We start from the raw sequence: 25,853 nt of genomic DNA on the forward strand, positions 1-25,853 counted from the left end.
CGTTCCGAAGATGGCGATCTCGCGTGATCAGACGGCGGTTACGCGTGATCAGACGGAGATCTCGCGTAAGATCCGCAGGATCACGCGAGGCTAGTGGACAGAGGCGACCAGAGGTTCGGACTGGCGTTGCTTCGGGACGAAAGCGGTCAAGACGAGACCCAGGAGTGCCGCACCGGCGGCGACCACGAAACTCATCCGGAAGCCTTCGGCGGAGGGGACCGAAACCCCGCCGACGGTGATCGCCAGCGACGAGAGCATGGTCGCCATCACCGCGCTGGACGTCGACGTGCCGACGGACCGCATCAACGAGTTCAGCCCGTTCGCGGACGCGGTTTCGGTGACCGGGACCGAGCCCATGATCAGCGCGGGCATCGCCGCGTAGGCGATGCCGACGCCGCCACCGATGATGATCGAGGCCGTGATCAGCTCGAAGGCGTTGTCCATCAACAAGGTCGCGAAGACATAACCGGCCGCGATGGTGGCGGCGCCGACCATCAGCGTCGTGCGCGGTCCGTGGCGCTCGATGAGCCGGGCCGAAACCGGCGACAGCATGAACATGACCACCCCGTTCGGCGCCAGGCAGAGCCCGGCCTGCACCATCGTCAGGCCGAGGCCGTAGCCGGTCGACGCGGGTGCTTGCAGCAACTGCGGGAACGACAGCGCCAGCGAGTACAGCGCGAACCCGATCATGATCGACGCCAGGTTGGTGAACAGCACCGGACGCCGCGCGGAGACCCGCAGGTCCACGAGCGGATCGCGGCGCCGGAGCTGGTAGACGCCCCAGACCAGCAGGATTCCGACCGCGGTCCCGGCGAAGCCGAGCGTGCGGCCGCTGCCCCAGCCCCATTCACCGCCCTTGACGATCGGCAACAGCAGGCAGACCAGGCCGACCGTCAGCCCCACCGCGCCGAGATAGTCGAACGGCGCGGGTGTCTTCACCGGCGACTCCGGCACCACGAACAGGATCAGCAGGCCGCAGGCGAGCCCGAGCCCCGCCGACGCCCAGAACAGGACATGCCAGTCGGCGTTCTGCGCGACCAGCGCCGACACGGGAAGCCCGATGGCGCCGCCGACACCCAGCGTCGAACTCATCACCGAGATCGCCGCGCCGACGCGTTCGGGCGCGAGTTCGTCGCGCATGATGCTGATCCCCAACGGGATCGCGCCCATCGCGCAGCCCTGCAACCCGCGGCCGACGACCATCAGCGCGAGCGAACTGGTCAGCGCGGACACCACCGAACCGGCGACCAGGAAACCCAGGCTGATCAGCAACAACCGGCGCTTGCCGTAGAGATCGCCGAGCCTGCCACTCACCGGCATCACCACGGCCCCGGCGATCAGAGTCGCCGTCACCACCCACGACGCGTCGGACGGGGTCGTGTTGAGCAGCCGCGGAAACGCCGGGATCAGCGGGACGACGAGCGTCTGCATGAACGAGGCCACCAGACCACAGGTGGCGAGTACGACGACGAAGATCCGGGGCGAAGGTGCCCTACCGACCGGTTTCCTCATGCGCATCCCATGATCGGACCTTACACAGCACCCCCTTCGAGGTGAACGGTTCACCGACGGGATCACAACCAGGTGCGGACCCCACCATGGCCAGAACAAGTACCTCGGCGATTCTGGCTGTAGCTATAGGAACCGTCCTTGCAGAGGGCGGTCGCACCGTCGGCCGCGCCGGGTCCGGTCGCCGGCCGGTGGACACAGACACCGTCGGTGTTGCGGTAGTAGTCGCTGCCGCACTCAGCCAGGCTCGGCGCCTTCGCCGTGGGCGTCGTCTTAGGACGTGCTTTCGACGGCGGCGGCTCGACCTGCTTCGGCACCTCGACCGCGGCCGTGGTCGGTGGCACGAACTGCTGAGACGTCGGTGTCGGAGTCGCCGTGGTCGTGGTGGGCGGCGCCCAGCTACTGGTCGGCGTCGACAGCGTCGATGACGTCGACACCGAGCCGCTTTGCGGCGTGACCCGCCCGGAGGGCACGGTCTCCACACCGCAACCCCCGGCGACCAGAAGCCCGATCGCCAGAGCCATGCCCAGCTTCGTCGTTCTCTTCGGCATAACGGCCTCCCGACACGTGGTGGTGCCGCGTAGTCGGGAGATCGTTCGCCGGTGTTACTGCCGGATGGAGAAGGCTGTGTCTCTCAAAGCGCGCGTGTCCTCTCCCAACCTGCCGACTTCAGGTTGGGAGACATGGCCTAGTCGACCATCGTGCCGCAACTGATGTTCAGCGCCGTCGCCGTCATGCTGCGCGCGTGATCGGACGCGGCGAAGGCGGCGACGCGGCCGACGTCTTCCAAGGACGCGGTCCGTTTGAGCATCGTGGAGTCGACCATGTCGCGGATGGCGTCGTCGAGTCCGGCATCCGCGGGGATCGTCTCCGGGATCCCGCCGGTACGCAGGGTCACCACCCGGATGCCGTGCGGTCCGAGTTCGCACGCCAGCCCTCGCCGCAACGCTTCCATCGCGCTGAACGCGACTTGCAGCCCGCCGAGGTGATACCCCGGCAAGGGATCGCCGTCCCCGCCGAACATCAGGATCACCCCGGACCCCTGCCCGATCATGTGCCGGGCGGCTGCCCGCGCGGTCAGGAAGTTCGTCCGTACCGCCGTCCGTACCGGGCTTTCGAAGTCCGCCAACGACATCTCGGCCAGCGGGGTGCCCTGGACGTCGTTGTGCGCGATCACGTTCATCGAGATGTCGACGCTGCCCGCCGAAGAAACCACCGAAGCGGCGTGCTCGTCGATGGCCGTTTCGTCGAGCGCGTCGAACTGCGCGGTCTCGGCTTTCCCGCCCGCCGAACGGATTTCGTCGGCCAGCGCGTCGAGTTTCTCAAGCGTGCGGCCGACGAGATGGACTGTCGCGCCCTCCCTCGCGAACCCGCGGGCCACCGCGCCACCGATCCCTCCCGCCGCACCGTAGACGATCGCGTTCCTGCCTTCGAGCAACATCGGATCCTCCTACTTCCCATCCAGCGCGATGAGTCCTTCGGGCATTCCGTCCAAGTGGACGTCGACCCAGATCGGAAGCCACATGTCGACCTCGTGGAACCGGCGCAGTTCGGCCACGCCACTGAGCCAGCCCATCCAGGAGCCATACGGCGGCTTCTCGCCGGAGAATCCACTTTGGACGAACGTCAGTTTCGTGCCACCGCCGGAGTCCTCGAGTTCCCAGGACGTCACGATGCCTTCCTCGTACGCGAGCGTCATCCTCCCGTCGGGTACCAGATCGACGATCTTCGCCGGGTCCGGGTCCATCTCCAGCGAGCCCATCGCCCAGCGTCCGCCGACACGCATCTCGGCTTCGATCCGCGCGCCGAACCAGCGCGTGAACTCGGCGGGATCGGTGATCGAGCGGTAGACCTCCGGTCGCGCCGCGTCGATGAGCACTTCTTCCCGCATCACCGGGGAGGTGAGATCGCAGCGGCCGGTGATCGGACGTCCCTCGACGTGATCGACGAGGTTCGCGACGGCCAGCGCCCAGAACGTGTGCATCATGCCGAGCGGCGAGTCCGAGTCCGCAATCAGCGCGGCGAAGTCCGGCAGACCGGTCTGGCTGTACGACAAAGAGGTTCCGTCTCCGTCTTCCGCCAGCTTGAGCTCGACGACGGTCTCCGTATCGTCGATGGTCCAGGCGAACCGCAGAACGTTGTCCTCGGCCAGCAACAGCCGCTGACGCGGGACTTCGCCATCCGGCGTGTAGCGGCCCCAGAACTCGTAGCGGGACGGCAGGTCGACTTCCGCGTGTTCGGAAAACCACGTGCGCAGTGCCCCGGGGTCGATCAGTGCGTGCCAGACCTCGTCGATCGGCGCGCGCACGCGCACCTGGAAGCTCGCCGGTTCAGTCACGGGCATCTCCTTTTGGGTAACAGGCCACGGCGAGTTTGAAGGCGTCGCCTTCCGCTCCGCCGTAGCGGGTGAACAGATCCTGCAAAGTCGTCTTCAGTTCGTCGAGGAACTCCTGGCGCCGCTCCGGCTCCACCCGGATCTCGCCGGAGACGCCGATCGACGGCAGTTCCGGCGCGGTCCGGTCGAGCGCGGCGACGTCCGCCTGGACCTCCTCCATGAGGTCCAGCAGATAGCCGAGGCTCAGTTCGTCCCGCGCCGCCCGCGGGCCGATCCGGCCGACCAGCCCCGGCGACAACCAATACGAACGCGCATTCGCCTGATACACGCCCTCGCTGATGCCGCGCACCTTGCGTTCCGACACCTGCGTGACGAGACCGGCTTCCACCAGCTTTTTCACGTGGTAATAGATCCGTTGCGGAGTCTGATCCAGCGCCGCCGCCACCTCGGTGCAGGACCGCGGCTCCGCCAGTTGCCGCAGGACGTCCACCCGCTGCGGCTTCAGCAACGCCTCCGCCTGCTCGAGCCGCTCCAGGTACTCCACATCTTTCAAAGCACCACGTCCTTCACTGCGCCACTTCGATCACAAAAATAAGTTTGAACGTAAAAATCTATTTTGTCAATCGCGTCGGATCGCGCTACTCTCGTCGTGTGGCGTTCCTGCGGCGGTACACAGTGGAACTCGCGGTCACCCTGGCGGTGCTCGCAGGTTCTGTCGTGGTCTCACTCGGCGGCAGCGACGAGCCCCCGCGCAACGCGGTCATCGGCTGGGTCTGCGCGGTGCTCGCCTGCGCCGCGCTGTTCCTGCGCCGCCGGTACCCGCTCCCCGTCGCGGTCTTCACCGCGGCGTGCTGCGCGATCTACTACCCGCAAACCGATCCCGATGGGTTCGTACTGCTCGCGTTCGCCTTCGCGCTGTACAACAACGCATCGACGGGACGGATCCGCAGCGCGGCGGTCGTCGCGGCGGCATCGATGGGCGGTGTCGCGATCGGCGAAGCGCAGGCGCGCACCGCACGACAGGTCGACAACTTCGCGTTCCTGCTGATGGCGGGCTGGTTCGTCGCGCTGGTCGCGGTCGGAGCCGTGACGTACTACCGCCGCGAAGCCGAGCACACCAAGGAAGCCGAAGCACAGCGCCGGGCGGCCGACGAACGGCTTCGGATCGCCCGCGAACTGCACGACGTCCTCGGCCACAATCTCGCGCTCATCAACGTCCAGGCGGGCGCCGCGCTGCACGGCAAGGATCCGGCCAAGTCCGAAGAAGCGCTCACCACGATCAAGCAGACGAGCAAGGAGGCGTTGCGGGAACTCCGCGCCACTTTGGGCCTCCTTCGGCAGGCGGATACGCCGAGCCTGGCCGGGGTCGCCGAACTGGCCGAGTCGGCGAGCGCGCACGGGCTCACCGTCCGGACCGAGATCGACGGCACGGCAAGGGATCTGCCGCCAGACGTCGAGCACGCCGCCTTCCGCGTCGTTCAGGAGGCGTTGACCAACGTCGCCCGCCACGCCGCCGCGGACACCGTCGTGGTGCGGATCGGTTACACCGACCATGATGTGTCCGTGCAGATCGACGACGACGGCCGGGGTGGCGCGGCGAAACCCGGCAACGGGATCCGCGGGATGACCGAACGCGCCGAGGCGCTCGGCGGCGAACTGACCGCGTCCGCTCGTGAAGACGGCGGATTCCGCGTGCGCGCCCGGCTTCCTTCGCGGGCAGCGACATGATCCGGGTGCTGCTCGTCGACGACCAGCGGCTGGTCCGCGCCGGGTTCAAATCCATTTTGGACAGTGAGGACGACATCACGGTCGTCGCGGAAGCCGCCGATGGACGCGAGTCCCTCGAAGCCGCGCACGAACACAAGCCCGACGTGGTCCTGATGGACATCCGCATGCCGGGGATGGACGGGCTCACCGCGACCAGGCATCTGCTCGAAGACCCGGCGCTGACCGGCCTCAAGGTCGTCATCCTCACCACCTTCGACCTCGACGAGGAGGTCTACGGCGCGCTGCGCGCGGGCGCCAGCGGATTCCTGGTCAAGGACACCGAACCGGAGGAACTGATCCACGGCGTCCGAGTGGTCGCGAGGGGCGACGCGCTACTCGCGCCGTCGATCACCCGCCGCCTGATCTCCGAATTCGCCGGCCGGGTCGCCCGTCCCACTCCCTCGCCGGTGCTGAACCGGCTCACCGAGCGGGAACGCGAGGTGATGAGCCTGGTGGCGGCCGGGCTTTCCAACAACGAGATCGCGAAGGAACTCGTGCTCAGCCCGGCGACGGCGAAGACGCACGTCAGCCGGATCATGACCAAAGTGGACGTCCGCGATCGAGCGCAACTCGTCGTGCTGGCCTATGAATCGGGCATGGTCACCCCTCGCTGGCTGACGCCGTGACCACAACCCCGGTAGTACGGGAGGCGCCTTAGGGGTACCCAGAAGTTGTGGCCGGAGTGCCCGCCGCAGCCCGACGATATGCGGGCGGGAAAAGCCGATCCTTTCCGCCATGGACACCATCACGCGCTCCGAAAGACGGCCTGGGGGCGGCCTTTCGCGACTGGCAGGCTGGTCGCAGCGCCACCGCTGGCTCGCTGTATCGCTCTGGCTGCTCACCCTCGTCGGCGTCACCGTCGGTTCGCAAATGGCGGGCAGCGCCTACCACGACGATCACTCCCTGCCGGGTACCGAATCCCAGCAGATCATGGACCTGTTCAAGACACAGGCGCCCGCTCAGACCGGGGCGACCGCCGAGATCGTCTTCAAGACCGAAAGCGGACTCGCGACCGCACGCGGACCGATCGACTCGATGCTCGCCGAAGTCCGGAACCAACCCCACGTCAAGACGGTGACGAGTCCGTTCGACACCCCGTCGGCCGTCTCGCGCGAAGGCACGATCGGTTACGCCGCGATCGCTTTCGACCAGGAGTCGAAGGACCTGCCCTACGACGACATCGTGCGTGTCGTCGACACCGCGAAGAAGGCGGAATCGGCCGGGCTCCAGGTCGAACTCGGCGGTGATCCGATCAAGCGGACCGGTGGAGGTGGCGGGCCGTCGGAGGGCATCGGGTTGCTGGCCGCGTTGGTGGTGCTCGTCTTCCTGTTCCGCTCGGTCCTCGCCGCCGGGCTCCCGGTGATCGCGGCGATCTTCGCCGTCGGCAGCACGCTCGGCGTGATCGTGCTCGTCAGCAGGTTCGTCGACATCGCGAGCTACACCACGCCGCTGATGATGCTGGTCGGGTTCGGCGTCGGCGTGGACTACGCGCTGCTCATCTTTTCCCGCTATCGCAGCGAGATCCTGGGTGGTCTCGACCGTGAACAGGCGGCGCGGCGCGCACTCGACACCGCGGGACGCTCGGTGCTGTTCGCCGGTGGCACGGTGATCATCGCGCTGCTGGGTCTGCTCGCGCTCGGTCTCGGCTCGCTGCGCGGTGTCGCCCTCGCGGTGGCGCTGACCGTTCTGGTGACGATGCTCGCGTCGATCACCCTGCTGCCCGCGTTGCTCTCCCTTTTCGGCCGCCGCCTGGAGAAGGGCATCCGCAAACACGCCGAGAAGCGCGAACACGGCAAGGCCTGGGGCAAACTCGGCGACGCGGTGCAGCGGCGGCCGCTGGTCCCGCTCGCGATCGGCCTGATCGTCCTCATCGGACTCGCGCTCCCGGCCCTCGGCATGCGCCTCGGCTTCGCGGACGCCGGCACGGATCCGGCGGCGTCGACCACCCGGAAGGCCTACGACCTGATGTCGGAAGGCTTCGGACCCGGCTTCAGCGAGCCACTGATCGTGGTGACGGAGAATGGTGACGGCTTTGCGCTGCAACGGAAACTCGAAGCCACCCCGGGCATCGCCCAAGTGACACCGCCGATGGGGCAGGGCGTCACGACGGTGCTCGCGTTCCCCGCGTCGTCGCCGCAGGACGAGGCGACCGGTGAACTGGTCGAGCGGCTGCGGACCGAGGTGCTGCCGGGTCTGCCCGGCAAGTACCTGGTCGGCGGGAGTGTCGCGGCGGCGGTGGACTTCGCGGACGCCGTCGGCGACCGATTGCCGCTGTTCGTCCTGGTGGTCGTCGGGCTGTCGGCTTTGCTGCTGATGGTGGTGTTCCGCTCGATCCTGATCCCACTCAAGGCGGCCGTGCTGAACCTGCTGAGCATCGGCGCGGCGCTCGGCGTGATGACGGCCGTGTTCGGCGACGGCCTGTTCGGAGTGCAGCCGGGACCGATCGAGGCGTTCGTGCCGGTGCTGATCTTCGCGATCGTGTTCGGGCTTTCCATGGACTACGAGGTGTTCCTGGTGTCCCGGATGCACGAGGAATGGCGGCACACCGGCGACGCGCGCCACGCCGTCCGCGAAGGGCTCGCCTCCACCGGAGGAGTGATCACGGCCGCGGCGGTGATCATGATCCTGGTGTTCGGGGCCTTCCTGCTCAACCCGGACCGGATGCTGGCGCAGTTCGGCCTCGGGCTCGCGGTGGCGGTCCTGGTGGACGCGTTCGTCATCCGCTGTCTCGTGGTGCCCGCGGTGATGCGGCTGCTCGGGGAACGCGCCTGGTGGCTGCCGCGCTGGCTGGACCGGCGGCTGCCGCACGTGGCGCTGGAACCTTCGTCCCGCTAGCCCCTGGACGACATGAAAGGCCCCTTCATTGCAAAATTTGCAATGAAGGGGCCTTTCATGTCACACGCTTATTCGTAGATCTCGCCCTTCGCGGCCTTCTCGACCAGCGAAGCGGGCGGGGTGAAGTGGTCGCCGTAGCGCTCCGCCAGCTGGCGCGAACGGTCGACGAAGCCCTGCAGGCCACCCTCGTACTGGTTGATGTACTGGATGACACCGCCGGTCCACGCCGGGAAACCGATGCCGAAGATCGAGCCGATGTTGGCGTCGGCGATGGTGGTCAGCACACCTTCGTCGAAACACTTCACGGTCTCGAGCGCCTCGGCGAACAGCATGCGCTCCTTGAGGTCCTCGAAGGGAACCTCGGCGCTGCCCGACTTGAACGCGTCACGCAGGCCCGGCCACAGACCGGTCCGCTTGCCCGCCTCGTCGTAGTCGTAGAAGCCCGAGCCGGTGGAACGGCCCTTGCGGTCGTACTCGTCGAGCATGGTGTCGATGACGGCCTCGGACGCGTGCGGCGCCCAGGTGCCACCGGCGGCCTCGATCGCTTCGCGCGTCTCCTTGCGGATCTTGCGCGGCAGCGTCAGGGTCAGCTCGTCCATCAGCTGGAGCGGCGGGGCCGGGTAGCCGGCCTGCGAACCGGCCTGCTCGATCGACGCGGGCTCGACGCCCTCACCCAGCGCGGCGACGGCCTCGTTGATGAAGGTGCCGATGACACGCGAGGTGAAGAAGCCGCGGCTGTCGTTGACGACGATCGGGGTCTTCTTGATCTGCAGCGTGTAGTCGAAGACCTTCGCCAGTGTGGCGGGCGAGGTCTTCTCACCGCAGATGATCTCGACCAGCGGCATCTTGTCCACCGGCGAGAAGAAGTGGATCCCGATGAAGTCCTCGGTCCGCTGCACGCCCTCGGCCAGCGAGGTGATCGGCAGGGTGGAGGTGTTCGAGCCCAGCACGGCGTCCGGGTTGACGAAGCCTTCGATCTCCTGGAACACCTTGTGCTTCAGCTCGACGCTCTCGAACACGGCCTCGATCACGAAGTCGACCCCGGCGAAGTCCTCCGCCTTGTCGGTCGGCTTGATCTTGGCGAGCAGCGCGTCGGACTTCTCCTGCGTGGTCTTGCCACGGGAGAGGGCCTTCTCTTCGAGCTTGACCGCGTAGCCCTTGCCCTTTTCGGCGCCTTCGAGCGTGACGTCCTTGAGCACGACGTCGATACCGGCCTTCGCCGAGACGTACGCGATCGCGGCGCCCATCATGCCCGCGCCGACGACGCCGACCTTCTTGGCGGTGTACTTCTCGAAACCGTCAGGCCGCGAGCCGCCAGAGTTGATGCTCTGCAGGTCGAAGAAGAACGCCTTCGTCATGTTCTTCGAGACCTGGCCGGTGGCGAGGCTGATGAAGTAACGCGTCTCGACGGTGATCGCGGTGTCGAAGTCGACCGTCGAACCCTCGATGGCCGCGGCCAGGATCGCCCGCGGGGCCGGCATGTTCGCGCCCTTGATCTGCTTGCGCAGGTTCGCCGGGAACGCGGGCAGGTTCGCCGCGAAGCTCGGGTTCGACGGGGTGCCGCCCGGGATCTTGTAGCCCTTGACGTCCCACGGCTGCACGCCGCCCTCGGGGTTGGCCTTGATCCACGCCTTCGCGGCCGGGACCAGTTCCTCGACGGTCCCGACGAGCTCGTGCACGAGGCCGAGTTCCTTCGCCTTGGCCGGGCGGTGCCGCTGGCCCTGCAGCAGCACGTTCAGCAGCGCGCTCTGGATACCGAGCAGGCGAACGGTGCGGACCACGCCACCGCCGCCGGGGAGCAAGCCGAGGGTGACCTCGGGGAGGCCGATCTGGCTGCCCTTGACGTCGGCCGCGATGCGGTGGTGCGTCGCGAGCGCGATTTCGAGGCCGCCGCCGAGCGCGGCGCCGTTGATGGCGGCCACGACCGGCTTGCCCAGCTGCTCGAGCCGTCGCATCTGGCCCTTCATCAGGGCGCTGCTCTCGGTGATCTCGGCCGCGTTCTCCGGCTTGGCCTTGATCAGGTCGTTGAGGTCACCACCGGCGAAGAAGGTCTTCTTGGCCGAGGTGAGGACGACACCGGTGATGGTGTCCTTCTCCGCCTCCAGGCGGTCCACGACCACGCCGAGCGACTCGCGGAAGTCGGCGTTCATCGTGTTGGCGGACTGCTTCGGGTCGTCAAGGGTGAGCACGACGATGCCGTCGGCGTCCTGCTCCCAGCGGATGGTCTTCGCTTCAGTCATTGTCTCTTCCTCAGACCCGCTCGATGATGGTCGCGACGCCCATGCCGCCGCCGATGCACAGGGTGACCAGGGCGCGGCGCGCCTGACGACGCTCCAGCTCGTCCACGACGGTGCCGACCAGCATCGCGCCGGTGGCGCCCAGCGGGTGCCCCATCGCGATGGCGCCGCCGTTGACGTTGACCTTCTCCTCGTCGAGGTGCAGGTCCTTGATCCACTTGAGGACGACCGAGGCGAAGGCCTCGTTCAGCTCCCACAGGTCGATGTCGTCGGGGGTGAGACCGGCGATCTTGAGGACCTTCTCGGTGGCCGGGGTCGGGCCGGTGAGCATGATCGTGGGCTCGGAGCCGACGGTCGCGGTCGCCACGATGCGGGCGCGCGGGGTCAGGCCGAAGTCCTTGCCGATCTGCTCGTTGCCGACCAGGACCACCGCGGCGCCGTCGACGATGCCGGACGAGTTGCCGCCGGTGTGCACGTGGTTGATGCGCTCGACCGAGTGGTACTTCTGCAGCGCGACGGCGTCGAAGCCGCCCAGCTCACCGATGCCTGCGAAGGCGGGCTTCAGCTTGCCGAGGCCCTCGACGGTGCTGCCGGGGCGACGGTGCTCGTCGTGGTCGAGGATCGTGACACCGTTGATGTCCTTCACCGGGACGACGGACTTCGCGAAGTAGCCGCCGGACCAGGCCGCTTCGGCCTTCTCCTGCGAACGCACGGCCCACGCGTCGACGTCCTCGCGGGAGAAGCCCTCGATGGTCGCGATCAGGTCGGCGCCGGTGCCCTGCGGGACGATGTAGTTGTCGTACGCGGTGGCGGGGTCCATGAACAGCGCGCCGCCGTCGGAGCCCATCGGCACCCGCGACATCGACTCGACGCCACCGGCGATGATCAGCTGGTCCCAGCCGGAGCGCACCTTCTGCGCGGCGGTGTTGGTGGCTTCGAGGCCGGACGCGCAGAAGCGGTTCAGCTGTACGCCGGCGACCGTTTCGGGAAGGCCCGCGTTCAGCGCGGCGGTGCGCGCGATCACGGCGCCCTGCTCACCGACCGGGGACACCACGCCGAGGACGATGTCGTCGATGACGGCGGGGTCGAGGTTCGGGTGCCGGACCTTCAGCTCCTCGATGAGGCCGACCACGAGATCGACCGGCTTGGTGCCGTGGAGGGCACCGCCCTTGTTCTTGCCGCGAGGCGTACGGATCGCCTCGTAGATGTAGGCCTCGCTACTCACAGAAAAAACTCCTCCGCGTACGGCGCTGTATCAGGATGAAACGTACCGGCCAGTAGCCATGCTAATGGTCATTAACATAAACCGCGATAACCCCATGGTGTCAATGGGTTGCGATGCACGCAACCGGCGCTATCGTGTGTTCACCTATGGATCACCCGACCGAGCGTTCAGCCCGACCGCGCGACCGCAAGGCCCAGCTGGCAGGCCTCGCCGCGGAGCTGTTCCGCGCCCGCGGGTTCCACGGGGTCGGCATCAACGACATCGCCGCCGCGGCCGGGATCACCGGGCCCGCGCTGTACCGGCATTTCGCGGACAAGCAGGCGGTACTGTCCTACGTCGTGCTGTCCGGCATCGACGACATGGAAACGGCCACCCTCGAGACGCTCGCCGACCTCGACACACCGGTCCCCGCCCAGGTCAACGCCCTGTTGGGCACGCTCGCCGCGCAGGCCGTGGAGCGGCGCGAGGTCGCCGCGCTGTGGCGCTGGGAGGGCAGGCATCTGCCCAAGGAGGGCCACCGGGAGATCCGCCGCCGGTCGGGCGCGGTGCTCGCCGCGTGGTCCAAGGCGCTGCTCGCACTGCGTCCCGAACTGACCGCCGACGACGCCGAACTGCTGTGCTGGGCGGGGCTGAGCGTCTTCGGCAGCGTGTCCGTCCATCACACGTCCGTGGCGAAGAAACGCTTCGCGCAGATCCTGGTGCAGCTGGCGGAGTCGGTGCTGCATGTCACACTGCCCGAGCCCGTCGAGCCGTCCCCCGAGACGCCGTCGATCGCGCTCGGCGAGCCGTCCCGGCGCGAGCAGATCCTCGCGGCCGCGACCGAGCTGTTCGGACGACGCGGGTTCCGCGCGGTGAGCATGGAGGAGATCGGCGCCGCCGCCGGGATCGCCGGGCCCAGCGTGTACCGGCACTTCCCCAGCAAGGCCGCACTGATGGTGGCGATCGGTCACCGCGCCGCGGACAGGCTGGCCCTCGCCGCGGAACGCGCGTTGCGGACCGACGACGAGCGAGACGCGCTGCGCAGGCTGGCGGCGTCCTATGTGCACACCCTGCTGCACACGCCCGAACTGCTGGTGTCGTTCTCCGGCAGCCCGATGGAGCTGCCGGAACGCGACAAGGCGGACCTGATCCGGGTCCAGCGGGACTACGTCGCGCGTTGGATCGCGCTGGCTTCGGAAGTCCGTCCGGAACTGAGCCTGCGCGAAGTGAAGATCACCGTCCACGCGGCGCTGACCATCGCGAACGACCTCGCGCGCACCCGGCGGGTGAACGGCCGCCCGAACATCGAGGCGGAGCTGACGGCGCTGATGCACGCTGTCCTGAAAGTCAGCTCTTAGCAAGCTCGCGTGTCCCGCAAAGGCATGCGGTGCACGATGTGCGCGTGCCCACGAAACGCGGCCTGCATCTGGTGACCAGGGAAGAAGACCACAAGGGTCACCACGCTGGAACTCTTCTTCGATCGCGCGTCCGGGGTCCGCGCGTCCAAGGTGGCGCCGGTGTCGCGAAAGCCACTTTCGGGACATCTGATGTCCCGAAAGTGGCTTTCGCGACACGCTCGGCTCGGCGAAGCGACCGGCCCTGCCCCACGGTCGCCGCGAAAGCTGGTGGCTCGTGAGTAATCCGAGTCGCCTGGAGGACCCAAATCACTCACGAGCGTGACGTTCGCCTCCCCCGTAGTAGCGCATCCGCCCGAGGAGAGTTAACCTACTCACGAGTAGGTAAGCGAGGCAGGGAGACTCACCGTGGGTGCGCCTAGGAAACGAGACGCGATGGGCTTCGGCCTGTCCGCGCTCACCCGGCTGGCCGGGAGCAAGGTCATTGAACGGGCCGGACTTCGGAAGCCCGTGCAGAACCTGGTCAGTACCGGGACGCGCACCGGCTTCCGGGTCGCGGGCGCGGCGGGACGGACGTTCAAATCCGCCCAGAAGCTCGGCAAGCCCGCGCGGCTCGCGCCGGCCGAGGACACGGGACTGTTCGACCTCACCCCGAGTGAGGATCAGCAGCTCATCGTCGAGACCGTGACGGAGTTCGCGGCCGAACAGCTGCGGCCCGCCGCGGCCGACGCCGACGCGAAGCTCAAGGCGCCCGAAGGTCTGCTGAGCCGCGCCGCCGAACTCGGCATCACGCTCGTCGGTATCCCCGAGGAGCTGGGCGGCGTCGGCACCGAACGGTCGGTCGTCACGAACGCGCTGGTCGCCGAGGCTCTCGCGCACGGCGACCTCGGCCTGGCGGTCGCGGTACTCGCGCCGTCCGCGGTCAGCACGGCGCTGGTGGCCTACGGCGACGAGCAGCAGCAGGCGGACTACCTGCCCGCGTTCGTCGGCGAGAACGTCCCGGCCGCGGCGCTGGCGCTGCAGGAGCGCACGGCGCTGTTCGACCCGTTCAAGCCCGCCACCAAGGCCCGCCGCACGCCGAAGGGCTACCAGCTCGACGGCGTGAAGTCGCTGGTCCCGCGCGCCGCGGACGCCGAACTGTTCATCGTCTCGGCCGACCTCGAAGGCCGCGGTCCCGCACTGTTCCTCGTGGAATCGACCAACGCGGGCGTCACCATCGAGACCGAACCCGCGATGGGCCTGCGCGGCGCGGCGACCGGGAAGCTGCATCTGGAGAAGGTCGCCCTGCCAGCCGGAGCGCTGCTCGGCGGCGGCAAGGCCGAGGTCTTCACCGAGGTCGTCCGGCTCTCGCGGCTCGGCTGGGCCGCGCTGGCCGCCGGTACCGCGAAGGCCGTCCTCGACTACGTGGTGCCTTACGTCAACGAGCGCAAGGCGTTCGGCGAACCGGTGAGCCACCGGCAGGCCGTCGCGTTCTCGGTGGCCGACATCGCCATCGAACTGGAAGGACTGCGGCTGGTCGCGTTGCGCGCCGCCGCCCGCGCCGAACAGGGCAAGCCGTACGCCCGCGAGGTCGCGTTGGCCCGGAAACTGGCCGCCGACAAGGGAATGCAGATCGGCAGCGCCGGAGTACAGCTCCTCGGCGGACACGGGTTCGTCAAGGAACACCCGGTCGAACGCTGGTACCGCGATCTCCGCGCGATCGGCGTCATGGAAGGCGCCGTCCTTCTCTAGGACTTTCGAAAGGCAATCATGATCAACCTTGAGGTTCCGAAGAAGGCCGGCACCCTGATCAACCAGGCGTACCAGGCCGCGGCCGAGGTGTTCCGGCCGATCTCGCGCAAGTACGACCGCGCCGAGCACACCTATCCGGCCGAACTGGACATGTTCGCCGCACTGCTGGACGGGCTGAACTCCTCCGGCGAGGGCGGCGCGGGCGCGGCGGGGGTCCGCCGGTCCGAGAAGAACGAGAAACCGGGCAACCGCAACGGTTCCAACCTCAACATCGTGCTCGGCACGATCGAGATGTGCTGGGGCGACGTCGGACTGCTGCTGTCGATGCCGCGCCAGGGCCTCGGCAACGCCGCCATCGGCTCGGTCGCGACCGACGAACAGCTCAAGAAGTTCTCCGGGCTGTGGGCCGCGATGGCGATCACCGAACCGGACTGCGGCTCGGACTCGGCCGCGATCACCGCGACCGCGCGCCTCGACGGCGACGAGTACGTGATCAACGGCGAGAAGATCTTCGTGACCGCGGGCGAACGCGCGGACGCCGTCGTCGTCTGGGCCACTCTGGACAAGACGAAGGGCCGCGCGGCGATCAAGTCGTTCGTCGTCGAGAAGGGCACCCCCGGCTTCGAGGTGGTGCGCGTCGAGCACAAACTCGGCATTCGCGCCTCCGACACCGCCGTGCTGCGTTTCGAGAACGTCCGTGTGCCCAAGGAAAACCTTCTCGGCACGCCGGAGATCGACACCGCCAAGGGTTTCGCCGGGGTCATGCAGACCTTCGACAACACCCGTCCGCTGGTCGCCGCCATGGCCATCGGTGTCGCGCGCGCGGCGCTGGAGGAGACCCGGAAGATCCTCACCGGCGCCGGGGTGACCATCGACTACGACAAGCCCGTCCACAGCCAGCACGCCGCGGCCGCGACGTTCCTTCAGCTGGAGGCCGACTACGAATCGGCGTACCTGCTGACCATGGAATCGGCGTGGATGGCCGACAACCGCAAGCCGAACTCGTTGCAGGCCTCGATGGCCAAGGCGAAGGCGGGCCGCTCGGTCGTCGAGATCACGCTGAAGTGTGTCGAGCTGGCCGGAACCTTGGGCTACACCGAGGAATCACTGCTGGAGAAGTGGAGCCGGGACGCGAAGATTCTCGACATTTTCGAGGGTACACAGCAGATCCAGCAGCTGATCGTGGCTCGCCGGATCCTGGGCAAGACGAGCGCGGAGCTCAAGTAGCGTCCGAAGTGCCATGAAGGGGCCCGTGCAGCTGCACGGGCCTCTTTCTCGTTTATTCCCAACAAACTCCGCCATCACGACAACACCATCAAGTGAACCACCGCGACGACCGGGCAGAGGTACTCTCGAACCTTCCCTGTCCGCGAAGCCCGGAGTCGTGATGAGGCTCGCCGCTCGACAGCTCTCCCCCGTCGCACGCTGGTGTCTCGTCGTCCTCGCCGTGACGGCCTGCTATTTCGCGACCGGCCAGATCGGAATCCAGTGGGCGATCGTGCGGGAGCAGATCTCGCCACTGTGGCCGGCGGCCGGGGTCGCGCTGGCGGTGCCGATGCTGCTCGGTCCCCGGTTCTGGCCGGGGATCTTCCTCGGCGCCCTCCTCACGAACATCGCGATCGGCCCCTCACTGGCCGCCGTCTCGGTGATCTCCGCGGGCAACACGATCGGTCCGATGCTGGCCTACACGGTGATGCGACGGCTGGGCTTCCGCAACCAGCTCGACAGGCTTCCCGACGCCGTCCTCCTGGTGACGATCGGGGCGATCGGGGGCACGGCCGTCAGCGCCGTACTGGGCACCGGCGTGCTGGTCCTCGACGGAGCACTGGGCGCCGGGGACTTCTGGTCCACGGCGCTCGTGTGGTGGACCGGCGACGCGATGGGCGTCCTGACAATCACCCCTTTGCTGCTCCTGGCGCCGAGGTTCCGCCTACCGACGCGGATCTCGCTGGCGCGCTGGGGCGAAGCGATCGCGCTGGCGGTCGTGGCCACCGGCGCGGCGCTCCTCGCGTCCACCGCTCCGGCCAAGCTGTTCGTGGTCTTTCCTGTGCTCGTCTGGGCGGCACTGCGCTTCCGGCAGGCGGGGGCGCTGCTGTGTTCCCTGTGCGTCTGCACTTTCACGATCTTCGCCGCCGTACGCGGGCACGGCCCCTACGGTTCCTACGAGCTTGTCCCCCGCATGCTGCACGTACAGGGCTTCGACGCCACTGTCGGGATGACGGCGCTGGTGCTGTCCACGATCGTCCTGCAACGCGACCGCGCGACCGCCGAGATTACCGAAGCCTGGTTCCAGATCACCGAAATGGTCGACATGATCGCGCCACGCCAGTCGTTGCGCAGTGCCATGACCCAGCGCAAGAGCGACGAACTCGCCGACTGAACCTCAGGCGGCCTGTTCGTCGAGGAAACGGTCGAGGTAACGCCACGTGGTCCCGCGTGCCTTCCGGCCGGTGAGGACGCCAAGGTGCCCGCCGGGCGCGGTCTCGAAGGTCACCGACGGTGAGTTGTCCAGCAGATCGGTGAGCCGTTCGACGGCCGCGCGCGGGGCGATCGTGTCGTTCTGCCCGGCGATGACCAGGGTCGGTACCTTGACCCCGGACAGCGCGATGATGCGGCCGTTGAGGTCCACCGTGCCCTCGGCCAGGTCGTTGGCGCGGAAGAACCGGTGGTAGATCTGGCCGAACGTGCGCCCGGGGTAGGCGATCATGTTGTCCATGAAGTGGTCGACGGCCTCGATCTGCGCGAGATAGTCCCGGTCATCGAGATTCTTCAGGATGGCCAGCGGTTTGGTGATCTCCTTGCTGATACCGGTCGCGCGGAAGACCCGGCTGACCAAATAGGACGGTGCGCCGCCGAGCACGCGGTAGATCGGGGTCAGCAGGTGGCCACCGGTGAGATCCACGAGCGGGCGGAACGGGGCGATCAGCGGGATCGCGGTGAAATCGAACGGCGACGCGATGGTCGCGATCGACTCGATCGGCAGATCGGGCTGGTCGGCGGCCGTCAGCAGGGAGAAGATCCCGCCGAGGCACCAGGCGATGACGTGCACGGGCTGGCCGCCGGAGTCCTCGCTGACCTTGCGGATCGCACGCGGGAGCACCTCGTCGATCCAGTGCTCGATGCCGAGGCGCCGGTCGGAGAAGGCGACGTTCCCGTAGTCGACCAGGTAGGTGTTACGGCCGCCGTCGACCAGGTGCTCGGCGAGACTGCAACCGCGGCGCAGGTCGAAACACAGCGCGGGCGCGGCCAGCGGCGGCACCAGCAGCACCGGCGGACCGGACGCCGGGTCCTTGCCGTTCGTCAGCCGGTACACCGAACGGTTGGGGCCCTGGTCGATCAGGACACGCGGCACCGGGCGAAGATCGGCGACACCACCGTGCAGCACCTTCCCGACGACGTTCGACGCGGCGGCGGCGAGCCGTGCCGGGGGTGTTGCCATGAGGTGCCTCCAGAGGAATCAACGCGGTAAGACGTAATCTTGCCGCGTGCGGGCGCACGACTCAACACCGTCACCGTCACAGGCCGTCCACTTCGGACAGTGGCTAGGCCGTCCGAGTTAAGAATCGGCGTTTTTCTCCGCCGCCGGAGCACTCCGCGCGGCACGCGATTCGTACTCCGCGCGAGCGCTGGAATGCGTTGCGGAGGACAAGATCTTGTCGCCGCCGAGTGCCCGAAGGAGCCCTTCGCCGAGGCGCCGAGGGAGCAGCCGTGTGATCCTGCCCATGGCGTCCAGCGACGCGGGCACGAAGACGTCGAATTTGGGACGGCGTAACGCATCGACAATGGCCTGCGCCACATCTTCCGGCTGCACCGACTTGAAGAACTTCGCCTCGCCGAGTCCGCTGGCCAGCTCCGTGCGCACGACGGCGGGCATCACGCACGAGACCAGCACGCCCGTTCCGTGCAGTTCCAGATGCACCGATTCCGACAGACCGACGACGGCGTGTTTCGTGGCGCAGTAGGTGGCGGCACCGGGGAATCCGGCCTTTCCGGCCATCGAAGCGATGTTGACGATGTGTCCGGTGCCACGCGGGCGCATCCGTTTCACGGCTTCCCTGGTGCCGTGGATGACCGCGTGCAGATTGATCTCGAGCAGGCGCCGGGTCGCGGCGTCGTCCTCTTCGTCGAGCGGCGCGAGCGGCATGATGCCCGCGTTGTTGATCAGCACGTCGATCGGGCCGACGCGCCGCTCGACCTCGTCGAGGAACTCGGTGAAGCCCTGGGTGTCGGTGACGTCGAGCGGCAGCGCCTCCGCGCCCAGTCCGGCCGCGGTCTTCTCCGCGAGGGCCTGGTCCAGGTCGCCGATGACCACCTTGGCGCCGAGCCGGGACAAGGCCGTGGCGGTGCTGGCCCCGATACCCTGCGCCGCTCCGGTGATCACGACGACCTTGCCTGCCAGGGAACGTTCACGCTTGGCCATGGGGCTCCTCCGCGACATCGGGCACTGTTGACGATGTGTCAACTATGGTGCACCCGAAGCCGCCAGGACGCTATCCATCCATGCCCCCGCCACCGCCCTCAACGGAGGAGCTGCGCTCCCAAGCCTAAACCAGCGGCCGCTGCTCGAACACCTGCCCGATCCAGCCCTTGACGTCGAAACGCTCGGTCGGCTTGAAGCCCTGGCTCTCGTAGTACCGCTGCAAATCGCCGTCACCGCCGGCCCAGCAGTCGACCCGCACCAGATCGATACCGCGTTCACGCGCCTCGGCCAGCGCGAACTCGATCAGCCGCGAGCCGACCTGGTGCCCGGAGAACCTGCGCGAGGTCAGCAACAGGCCGACGTAGATCTCGGGCTCCTCGACCGGCGGGACGTGCGGGAACCGGTCGCCGAGGATGATCGCCCCGGCCGCCTCGCCGCCGACCTCGCCGATGTACAGCCCCGGCCCGTCGGCCATCCCGCGCACCCGTTCGATCCGCTTCGGGATCGTGGACCACGGCTCGGTCCCCCACTGGCCCTCACTACCGCGTTCGACCAGCCAGGCGACGGCCTCGTCGAACATGTCCAGCAACGCTTGAAAGTCCCCAGAACCACCCTGCCGGATGACGAAATCGTTCATCCTTCCGTTCTACAACATCGTGAGGACACGCGGGCCTTCTGTGGTGATCGCGACTGTGTGTTCGACGTGCGCGGCCCGGCAGCCGCTCATGCTCTGCAGCGTCCAGCCGTCCTCGGCGATCCGGTAGTCGTCGACGCCGTCGGCGATGAGCATCGGCTCGATCGCGAGCACGAGCCCCGGCTTGAGCCGCATGCCGCGACCCGGCCTGCCCTCGTTCGGCAGATGCGGGTCCTCGTGCATCGCGCGGCCGATGCCGTGGCCGCCGTGACCGTCGAGAAGGCCGTACCCGGCCTCGCGGCCGACGGTGCCGACGGCGTGGGAGATGTCGCCCATCTTGTTGCCCGGTATCGCGGCCGCGATACCGGCGGCCAGCGCGCGTTCGGTGGCCGCGATGAGTTCGAGGTCGGCGGGATCGGCCTTGCCGACGACGTAACTGATCGCCGAGTCCCCGTGCCAGCCGTCGATGTAGGCGCCGGAGTCGATGCTGACCAGGTCACCGTCACGGAGCCGGTAGTCCGACGGGATCCCGTGGACCACGGCGTCGTTGACGCTCGCGCAGATCACGGCGGGAAACGGCGTCGGGGCGGAATGGGGCTGGTAGTGCAGGAACGACGGTTTCGCGCCGGCGTCCCTGATCACCTGCGCGGCGATCTCGTCCAGCTCCTTCAAGCTGACGCCGATCGCCGACGCCTCTTTCACCGCTTGCAACGTCTGTGCCACGACACGGCCGGACTCACGCATGGCGTCCAGCTCGGCGGCGGATTTCAACTCGACCATGCCGATAACTATACCGGTATAGTTATCGGCATGGTCAAGGCGTACCGGGTCAGGCGACGCCGAGGTGCCGCGCGATCAGCATCCGCTGCACCTCCGAAGTCCCTTCCCCGATCTCCAGGATCTTCGCGTCGCGGTAGAACCTGCTCACCGGGAACTCGTTCATGAAGCCGTATCCGCCGAAGATCTGCGTCGCCTCGCGCGCGTTGTCCATGGCGGCGTTCGACGCGACGAGCTTCGCGATCGACGCCTCCTTCTTGAACGGCTCGCCGCGCAGCATCTTCGACGCCGCCGCGTAGTACGCCAGCCGCGCGGTGTGCGTGCGCACCTCCATGTCGGCGACCTTGAACTGGATCGCCTGGTACTCGCCGATCTTGTGCCCGAACGCCTCACGTTCCTTGACGTACCGCAGGCATTCGTCGACACAGCCCTGCGCGAGACCGACGCTCAGCGCGGCGATCGCGACCCGGCCATCGTCCAAAATGGACAGGAACTGGGCGTAGCCCCGGCCGCGTTCGCCGACGAGGTTCTCCGCCGGGACGCGGACGTCGTCGAACGACAGTTCGTGCGTGTCCGAGCAGTTCCAGCCGACCTTGGAGTACTTCGGCGCCACCGCGAAGCCCGGGGTGCCGGACGGGACGATGATCGCCGAGATCTCCTTGCGGCCGTTCTCCTTCACGTCGGTCACGGCGGTGACCGTGACCAGTTTCGTGATGTCGGTACCGGAGTTGGTGATGAACGACTTGCTGCCGTTGATCACCCAGGTGTCGCCGTCGAGTTTCGCGCGCGTGCGGGTGGCGCCGGCGTCCGATCCGCCGCCCGGCTCGGTGAGTCCGAAAGCGCCGAGCGCGGTCCCGGCGCACAACTCCGGGAGCCACTTCTCCTTCTGCTCCTCGGTGCCGAACCGGTAGATCGGCATGGCACCAAGGGAAACCCCGGCCTCGACGGTGATCGCGACCGACGAGTCGACCCGCGCGAGTTCCTCCAGCGTCAGGCACAGCGCGAAGTAGTCGCCACCCATGCCACCGTATTCCTCGGGGAAGGGCAGGCCAAACAGGCCCATCTCCGCCATTTTCGCGACGATCTCGTACGGGAACTCTTCCCGCTCGTAAAGGTCGCCGATGACCGGGGCGACCTCGGAGCGTGCGAATTCCTCGACCGTCTTGCGCAGCGCCTCGTATTCGTCATCCAGCCGAAAGTCGATCATTGGCCATCCTTTTGGGGTGTCACAACGGCTACTGTTTCGTCCAGCGCGACCTGTTGGCCCACCCGGACGGGGAGTTCGCTGACCACGCCGTCGATCGGCGCGGTGATCGTGTGCTCCATCTTCATCGCCTCGACGACCACGAGGGGCGTCCCGGCGCTCACCACGTCGCCCGCGGCGACCTTGACCACGAGCACGGTGCCGGGCATCGGACTCGTGACCGGTCCCGCCCCGCCCGCGGCACCGGCGGCCGACCGCAGCCGCTCGCGCTCACCGATCGCGAAGCTGTGGCCGTCCCGCGCGAGCCATACGGTCTTCCCGCGCCCGGCGGCGTGCCGGTAACGATGGAATCCGCTGGGGTGCCGGACTTCCAGCAGATCGCCCTCGCGTCGCGCGGAAACCCGTGCGGGGACGCCGCCGTCGACACTGACGAGCGCGTTCGCCGGGGTACCCTGCACTCGCACGACCGCTTCGGAACTTCCGGACTTCAAAGCGAAATCGATCCCGCCGGACGCGCCGAGCCGCCAGCCGTCGGGAACGTCCCACGGGTCGACGACCGATCCCTGAGGCTGCAAGGAAAGCAGCCGATCGAGTGCCGCCGCCACGAAGAACTCCGGTGGCACCTGTTCGGAGACCAAAGTGGACAGTTGCCGGTCGACGAGGCCGGTGTCGAGCTTGCCGTTCCGGACATCGGGGTCCGCCAGCAGCCCGCGCAGGAACGCGACGTTCGTGCCGAGGCCGAGCAACGCCGTGTCGGCGAGCGCCAGGTCGAGGCGGTGCAGCGCGGCCGCGCGGTCCGGGCCCCAGGCGATGACCTTGGCCAGCATCGGGTCGTAATTCGAGCCGATGACCGCGCCCTCGCTCATCCACGAGTCGACACGCACGCCCTCGCCGGACGGCTCATGGACGGCGAGCACGGTTCCGCCCGTGGGAATGAAACCGCGCGCGGGATCTTCGGCGTACACGCGAGCTTCGATGGCGTGACCGTCCAGCCGGACGTCGTCCTGCGACACGGTGAGCACGTCGCCGGCGGCGATCTTGACCTGCCACTCCACGAGATCGAGTCCGGTCACCAGTTCGGTCACCGGATGCTCGACCTGGAGCCGCGTGTTCATCTCCATGAAGAAGAATTCGTCGGGCGCGGTGGCCGACACGATGAACTCGACCGTTCCCGCGCCGACGTACCCGACCGACCGGGCGGCCTCGACGGCGGACGCGCCCATCTTCGCGCGCGTCGCCTCATCGAGCAGGACCGAAGGCGCCTCTTCGATGATCTTCTGGTGCCGCCGTTGCAGACTGCACTCGCGTTCGCCGAGGTGGATCACGTTGCCGTGCGTGTCGGCGAGCACCTGGATCTCGATATGCCGCGGCGTGGTGACGAACCGCTCGATCAGCAGCGTGTCGTCGCCGAAGGAACCCTTGGCCTCACGACGAGCGGACTCCACGGCGGCGTCCAATTCGGACGTCGCGGTCACCAGCCGCATGCCCTTGCCGCCACCACCGGCGGACGGCTTGATCAGCAGCGGATAGCCGACCTTCTCCGCGGCGGCGGTGAAACCACCCTCGGGAATGTCCACATCGGACGCTCCGGGCACGACGGGGACACCGGCCTTGGACACCGTCGCCTTGGCGCGGATCTTGTCGCCCATGGCGTCGATGGCCTCGACCGGCGGGCCGATGAAGACCAGTCCGGCGTCGGCGCAGGCGCGAGCGAATTCCGCGTTCTCCGCGAGGAATCCGTAGCCGGGGTGGACCGCCTGCGCGCCCGTGTCGAGCGCCGCCTGGACGATCGCCGGGATGGACAGATAACTTTTCGCCGCCTCGGCCGGGCCGATGCGGACCGCCGTATGCGCCTCGCGGACGTGCCGGGCGTCGGCGTCCGCGTCGCTGTACACCGCGACCGAACGGATACCGAGCCCTTGCAGCGAACGGATCACGCGGACGGCGATCTCCCCGCGATTGGCGACCAGAACCGTGTCGAACATGCTCACATCCGGAAAACGCCGTAGTTGACATCGGAAAGGGGCGCGTTGGCCGCCGCGGACAGCGCGAGGCCGAGCACCGTGCGGGTGTCCGCCGGGTCGATCACGCCGTCGTCCCAGAGCCGCGCCGTCGAGTAGTACGGGCTTCCCTGCGCCTCGTACTGCTCGCGGATCGGATCCTTGAAGGTCTCTTCGTCCTCTGTGGACCATTCGCCACCGCGTGCCTCGATGGCGTCGCGGCGGACGGTCGAGAGCACCGACGCCGCCTGCTCACCGCCCATCACCGAGATCCGCGCGTTCGGCCACATCCACAGGAACCGCGGCGAGTACGCGCGGCCGCACATCGAATAGTTCCCCGCGCCGAACGAGCCGCCGATGACGACGGTCAGCTTCGGCACGCGCGCGCAGGCGACCGCGGTGACCATTTTCGCGCCGTGCTTGGCGATACCGCCGGCCTCGTAGGCCTTGCCGACCATGAAACCGGTGATGTTCTGCAGGAACAGCAGCGGGATCGAGCGTTTGTCGCACAGTTCGATGAAGTGCGCGCCCTTCATCGCGGACTCGGCGAACAGCACGCCGTTGTTCGCGATGATCCCGACCGGGTGGCCGTGGATCCGGGCGAACCCGGTGACCAGCGTCGAGCCGTATTCCTTCTTGAACTCCCCGAACCGGCTGCCGTCGACGATCCGGGCGATGACCTCGCGGACGTCGTAGGGCACGCGCGGGTCGGTCGGGACGACGCCGTACAACTCGTTCGGGTCGGCAACGGGCGCCTCGGTCGGGAGGACGTCCCACGGGCGCGGCGCGCGCGGCCCCAAAGTTGACACGATCGAGCGAACAATGCGGAGCGCGTCGGCGTCGTCTTCGGCCAGGTGGTCGGTGACGCCGGACTGGCGCGAGTGGACGTCCCCGCCGCCGAGTTCCTCGGCCGTGACGACCTCGCCGGTCGCGGCCTTCACCAGCGGCGGGCCGCCGAGGAAGATCGTGCCCTGATTGCGCACGATGACCGCTTCGTCGCTCATCGCCGGGACGTACGCGCCGCCGGCGGTGCAGGAACCGAGCACCGCGGCGATCTGCGGGATGCCGCGCGCGGACATGGTCGCCTGATTGAAGAAGATCCGGCCGAAGTGCTCACGATCCGGGAAGACCTCGTCCTGCCTCGGCAGGAACGCGCCGCCGGAGTCCACCAGGTAGACGCACGGCAGATTGTTGTGCAGCGCGACCTCTTGGGCGCGCAGATGCTTCTTGACGGTCATCGGGTAGTAGGTGCCGCCCTTGACCGTCGCGTCGTTGGCGACGATCACGCATTCGCGGCCGGAGACCCGCCCGATTCCGGTGATGATCCCGGCCGACGGCGCTTCGTCGTCGTACAGTCCGGTGGCGGCCAGCGGGGACAGCTCCAGGAACGGCGAACCCGGGTCGAGGAGGGTGTCGACCCGGTCGCGCGGCAGGAGTTTGCCCCGTTCGACGTGGCGGGTACGGGATTTCTCCGGGCCGCCGAGCCGGGCCGCGGCGAGCCGCTTGCGCAGATCCTCGACCAGCTCGGCATGGGAGGTGACGCCGCGGGCGTACTCGTCGCTGCCCGGGTCGGCCGAAGTACTCAATACGGGTGTGTCCATGGCTCCTCGTCGCCAAGTTAGCCGTCGTTAACTCGCCCTCGTAGGTTAACGGCCACTAACCTGACTTGTCCACCGCACCCCGTACACGCGTTAAGGCCCCCTTCCCTCGGCTGAGCCGGGCGGGTTCTAGCGATCCCCGCAACACCCTGGATTTCAGGGAGTTGTGGGGATCGTGGTTTCTGAGGGGTTGAAGGCGAGGTTTTTCGATGCTCTGGACCGGGAGATGGGCAGTGTGTCGGGTGCT

General features: G+C 67.9%; 21 protein-coding genes. 7 read left to right on the plus strand and 14 right to left on the minus strand.

Features of this window, described 5'->3' with window-relative positions; translation table 11 throughout:
- Positions 1–90 precede the first annotated feature (90 nt).
- From ACLARN_RS25965 to ACLARN_RS25985, 5 genes are all read right to left on the minus strand, one after another.
- Positions 91–1,518, minus strand: coding sequence for an MFS transporter (locus tag ACLARN_RS25965; protein ID WP_409494062.1), 1,428 nt, complete (start codon positions 1,516–1,518; stop codon positions 91–93).
- Positions 1,519–1,574: 56 nt separating this feature from the next.
- A complete protein-coding gene (locus ACLARN_RS25970) occupies positions 1,575–2,060 on the minus strand; it encodes a DUF3761 domain-containing protein (RefSeq protein WP_409494063.1) in 486 nt (161 codons plus the stop codon).
- Between the two features lie 137 nt (positions 2,061–2,197).
- On the minus strand, positions 2,198–2,950 hold the full coding sequence (locus tag ACLARN_RS25975) for an SDR family NAD(P)-dependent oxidoreductase (RefSeq protein ID WP_409494064.1): 753 nt from the start codon (positions 2,948–2,950) through the stop codon (positions 2,198–2,200).
- 9 nt (positions 2,951–2,959) lie between these two features.
- Complete coding sequence (locus tag ACLARN_RS25980) at positions 2,960–3,847, minus strand: SRPBCC domain-containing protein (protein ID WP_409494065.1); 888 nt, start codon at positions 3,845–3,847, stop codon at positions 2,960–2,962.
- Positions 3,840–4,397: a helix-turn-helix domain-containing protein gene (locus ACLARN_RS25985; protein ID WP_409494066.1), complete on the minus strand. Its 558-nt coding sequence runs from the start codon at positions 4,395–4,397 to the stop codon at positions 3,840–3,842. Before ACLARN_RS25985 ends, ACLARN_RS25980 begins: the two co-directional genes overlap by 8 nt.
- Positions 4,398–4,495: 98 nt before the next feature.
- Between ACLARN_RS25985 and ACLARN_RS25990 the strand changes: the two genes are divergently transcribed.
- The 3 genes from ACLARN_RS25990 (at position 4,496) to ACLARN_RS26000 (ending at position 8,446) form a co-directional block, all read left to right on the plus strand.
- Positions 4,496–5,572 (plus strand): sensor histidine kinase, encoded by a 1,077-nt coding sequence (locus ACLARN_RS25990; RefSeq protein WP_409494067.1) that lies wholly within the window; start codon positions 4,496–4,498, stop codon positions 5,570–5,572.
- On the plus strand, positions 5,569–6,237 hold the full coding sequence (locus ACLARN_RS25995; protein WP_409494068.1) for a response regulator: 669 nt from the start codon (positions 5,569–5,571) through the stop codon (positions 6,235–6,237). The genes ACLARN_RS25990 and ACLARN_RS25995 overlap by 4 nt, the downstream gene beginning before the upstream one ends.
- 109 nt (positions 6,238–6,346) lie before the next feature.
- Positions 6,347–8,446 carry an MMPL family transporter gene (locus ACLARN_RS26000; protein ID WP_409494069.1) on the plus strand — a complete coding sequence of 700 codons (2,100 nt, stop codon included), beginning with the start codon at positions 6,347–6,349 and terminating at the stop codon, positions 8,444–8,446.
- A gap of 68 nt (positions 8,447–8,514) precedes the next feature.
- Here ACLARN_RS26000 and ACLARN_RS26005 read toward each other — a convergent pair whose 3' ends face one another.
- Positions 8,515–10,686 (minus strand): 3-hydroxyacyl-CoA dehydrogenase NAD-binding domain-containing protein, encoded by a 2,172-nt coding sequence (locus ACLARN_RS26005; RefSeq protein WP_409494070.1) that lies wholly within the window; start codon positions 10,684–10,686, stop codon positions 8,515–8,517.
- Between the two features lie 10 nt (positions 10,687–10,696).
- Positions 10,697–11,908 carry an acetyl-CoA C-acetyltransferase gene (locus ACLARN_RS26010; RefSeq protein ID WP_184895221.1) on the minus strand — a complete coding sequence of 404 codons (1,212 nt, stop codon included), beginning with the start codon at positions 11,906–11,908 and terminating at the stop codon, positions 10,697–10,699.
- Positions 11,909–12,054: 146 nt separating this feature from the next.
- On the opposite strand from ACLARN_RS26010, the gene ACLARN_RS26015 reads away from it, so the two are divergent.
- From ACLARN_RS26015 to ACLARN_RS26030, 4 genes are all read left to right on the plus strand, one after another.
- On the plus strand, positions 12,055–13,245 hold the full coding sequence (locus ACLARN_RS26015; RefSeq protein WP_409494071.1) for a TetR/AcrR family transcriptional regulator: 1,191 nt from the start codon (positions 12,055–12,057) through the stop codon (positions 13,243–13,245).
- Between the two features lie 432 nt (positions 13,246–13,677).
- Entirely contained in the window at positions 13,678–14,973 is a 1,296-nt protein-coding gene (locus ACLARN_RS26020) for an acyl-CoA dehydrogenase family protein (protein ID WP_409494086.1), read from the plus strand.
- A gap of 18 nt (positions 14,974–14,991) precedes the next feature.
- The gene (locus tag ACLARN_RS26025) at positions 14,992–16,200 is read left to right on the plus strand and encodes an acyl-CoA dehydrogenase family protein (RefSeq protein WP_005150627.1); all 1,209 of its coding nucleotides are present in this window, start codon (positions 14,992–14,994) and stop codon (positions 16,198–16,200) included.
- Between the two features lie 160 nt (positions 16,201–16,360).
- On the plus strand, positions 16,361–17,353 hold the full coding sequence (locus ACLARN_RS26030) for an MASE1 domain-containing protein (protein WP_409494072.1): 993 nt from the start codon (positions 16,361–16,363) through the stop codon (positions 17,351–17,353).
- A gap of 3 nt (positions 17,354–17,356) precedes the next feature.
- Here the strand turns inward: ACLARN_RS26030 and ACLARN_RS26035 are convergent, their stop codons facing one another.
- The 7 genes from ACLARN_RS26035 to ACLARN_RS26065 all read right to left on the minus strand — a co-directional run bounded on the left by ACLARN_RS26035 (position 17,357) and on the right by ACLARN_RS26065 (position 25,609).
- Positions 17,357–18,412: an alpha/beta fold hydrolase gene (locus ACLARN_RS26035; RefSeq protein ID WP_409494073.1), complete on the minus strand. Its 1,056-nt coding sequence runs from the start codon at positions 18,410–18,412 to the stop codon at positions 17,357–17,359.
- Between the two features lie 117 nt (positions 18,413–18,529).
- Positions 18,530–19,393, minus strand: a complete 864-nt coding sequence (locus ACLARN_RS26040; RefSeq protein ID WP_409494074.1) for an SDR family oxidoreductase — start codon at positions 19,391–19,393, stop codon at positions 18,530–18,532.
- A 124-nt stretch (positions 19,394–19,517) separates the two neighbouring features.
- Positions 19,518–20,030: a GNAT family N-acetyltransferase gene (locus ACLARN_RS26045; RefSeq protein WP_409494075.1), complete on the minus strand. Its 513-nt coding sequence runs from the start codon at positions 20,028–20,030 to the stop codon at positions 19,518–19,520.
- A gap of 9 nt (positions 20,031–20,039) precedes the next feature.
- On the minus strand, positions 20,040–20,807 hold the full coding sequence (map, locus tag ACLARN_RS26050; protein ID WP_409494076.1) for a type I methionyl aminopeptidase: 768 nt from the start codon (positions 20,805–20,807) through the stop codon (positions 20,040–20,042).
- 49 nt (positions 20,808–20,856) lie between these two features.
- Positions 20,857–22,011: an acyl-CoA dehydrogenase family protein gene (locus tag ACLARN_RS26055; protein WP_409494077.1), complete on the minus strand. Its 1,155-nt coding sequence runs from the start codon at positions 22,009–22,011 to the stop codon at positions 20,857–20,859.
- Positions 22,008–23,993 (minus strand): biotin carboxylase N-terminal domain-containing protein, encoded by a 1,986-nt coding sequence (locus ACLARN_RS26060; RefSeq protein WP_409494078.1) that lies wholly within the window; start codon positions 23,991–23,993, stop codon positions 22,008–22,010. The genes ACLARN_RS26055 and ACLARN_RS26060 overlap by 4 nt, the downstream gene beginning before the upstream one ends.
- 2 nt (positions 23,994–23,995) lie before the next feature.
- The gene (locus ACLARN_RS26065; RefSeq protein ID WP_409494079.1) at positions 23,996–25,609 is read right to left on the minus strand and encodes a carboxyl transferase domain-containing protein; all 1,614 of its coding nucleotides are present in this window, start codon (positions 25,607–25,609) and stop codon (positions 23,996–23,998) included.
- Between the last annotated feature and the right edge of the window lie 244 nt (positions 25,610–25,853).

The sequence above is a fragment of the Amycolatopsis sp. cmx-11-12 genome, assembly GCF_046269425.1.
Lineage (GTDB): Bacteria > Actinomycetota > Actinomycetes > Mycobacteriales > Pseudonocardiaceae > Amycolatopsis.

Bases quoted from the DNA above. Each gene is read 5' to 3' on its own strand.
- ACLARN_RS26005 (WP_409494070.1), bottom strand. From the start codon at position 10,686: ATGACTGAAGCGAAGACCATCCGCTGGGAGCAGGACGCCGACGGCATC.
- ACLARN_RS26025 (WP_005150627.1), top strand. From the start codon at position 14,992: ATGATCAACCTTGAGGTTCCGAAGAAGGCCGGCACCCTGATCAACCAG.
- ACLARN_RS26020 (WP_409494086.1), top strand. From the start codon at position 13,678: ATGGGCTTCGGCCTGTCCGCGCTCACCCGGCTGGCCGGGAGCAAGGTC.
- ACLARN_RS26040 (WP_409494074.1), bottom strand. From the start codon at position 19,393: ATGGCCAAGCGTGAACGTTCCCTGGCAGGCAAGGTCGTCGTGATCACC.
- ACLARN_RS25970 (WP_409494063.1), bottom strand. From the start codon at position 2,060: ATGCCGAAGAGAACGACGAAGCTGGGCATGGCTCTGGCGATCGGGCTT.
- ACLARN_RS25975 (WP_409494064.1), bottom strand. From the start codon at position 2,950: ATGTTGCTCGAAGGCAGGAACGCGATCGTCTACGGTGCGGCGGGAGGG.
- ACLARN_RS26065 (WP_409494079.1), bottom strand. From the start codon at position 25,609: ATGGACACACCCGTATTGAGTACTTCGGCCGACCCGGGCAGCGACGAG.
- ACLARN_RS25965 (WP_409494062.1), bottom strand. From the start codon at position 1,518: ATGCGCATGAGGAAACCGGTCGGTAGGGCACCTTCGCCCCGGATCTTC.
- ACLARN_RS26055 (WP_409494077.1), bottom strand. From the start codon at position 22,011: ATGATCGACTTTCGGCTGGATGACGAATACGAGGCGCTGCGCAAGACG.
- ACLARN_RS26000 (WP_409494069.1), top strand. From the start codon at position 6,347: ATGGACACCATCACGCGCTCCGAAAGACGGCCTGGGGGCGGCCTTTCG.
- ACLARN_RS25995 (WP_409494068.1), top strand. From the start codon at position 5,569: ATGATCCGGGTGCTGCTCGTCGACGACCAGCGGCTGGTCCGCGCCGGG.
- ACLARN_RS26015 (WP_409494071.1), top strand. From the start codon at position 12,055: ATGGATCACCCGACCGAGCGTTCAGCCCGACCGCGCGACCGCAAGGCC.
- ACLARN_RS26060 (WP_409494078.1), bottom strand. From the start codon at position 23,993: ATGTTCGACACGGTTCTGGTCGCCAATCGCGGGGAGATCGCCGTCCGC.
- ACLARN_RS26045 (WP_409494075.1), bottom strand. From the start codon at position 20,030: ATGAACGATTTCGTCATCCGGCAGGGTGGTTCTGGGGACTTTCAAGCG.
- ACLARN_RS26030 (WP_409494072.1), top strand. From the start codon at position 16,361: ATGAGGCTCGCCGCTCGACAGCTCTCCCCCGTCGCACGCTGGTGTCTC.
- map (WP_409494076.1), bottom strand. From the start codon at position 20,807: ATGGTCGAGTTGAAATCCGCCGCCGAGCTGGACGCCATGCGTGAGTCC.
- ACLARN_RS26035 (WP_409494073.1), bottom strand. From the start codon at position 18,412: ATGGCAACACCCCCGGCACGGCTCGCCGCCGCCGCGTCGAACGTCGTC.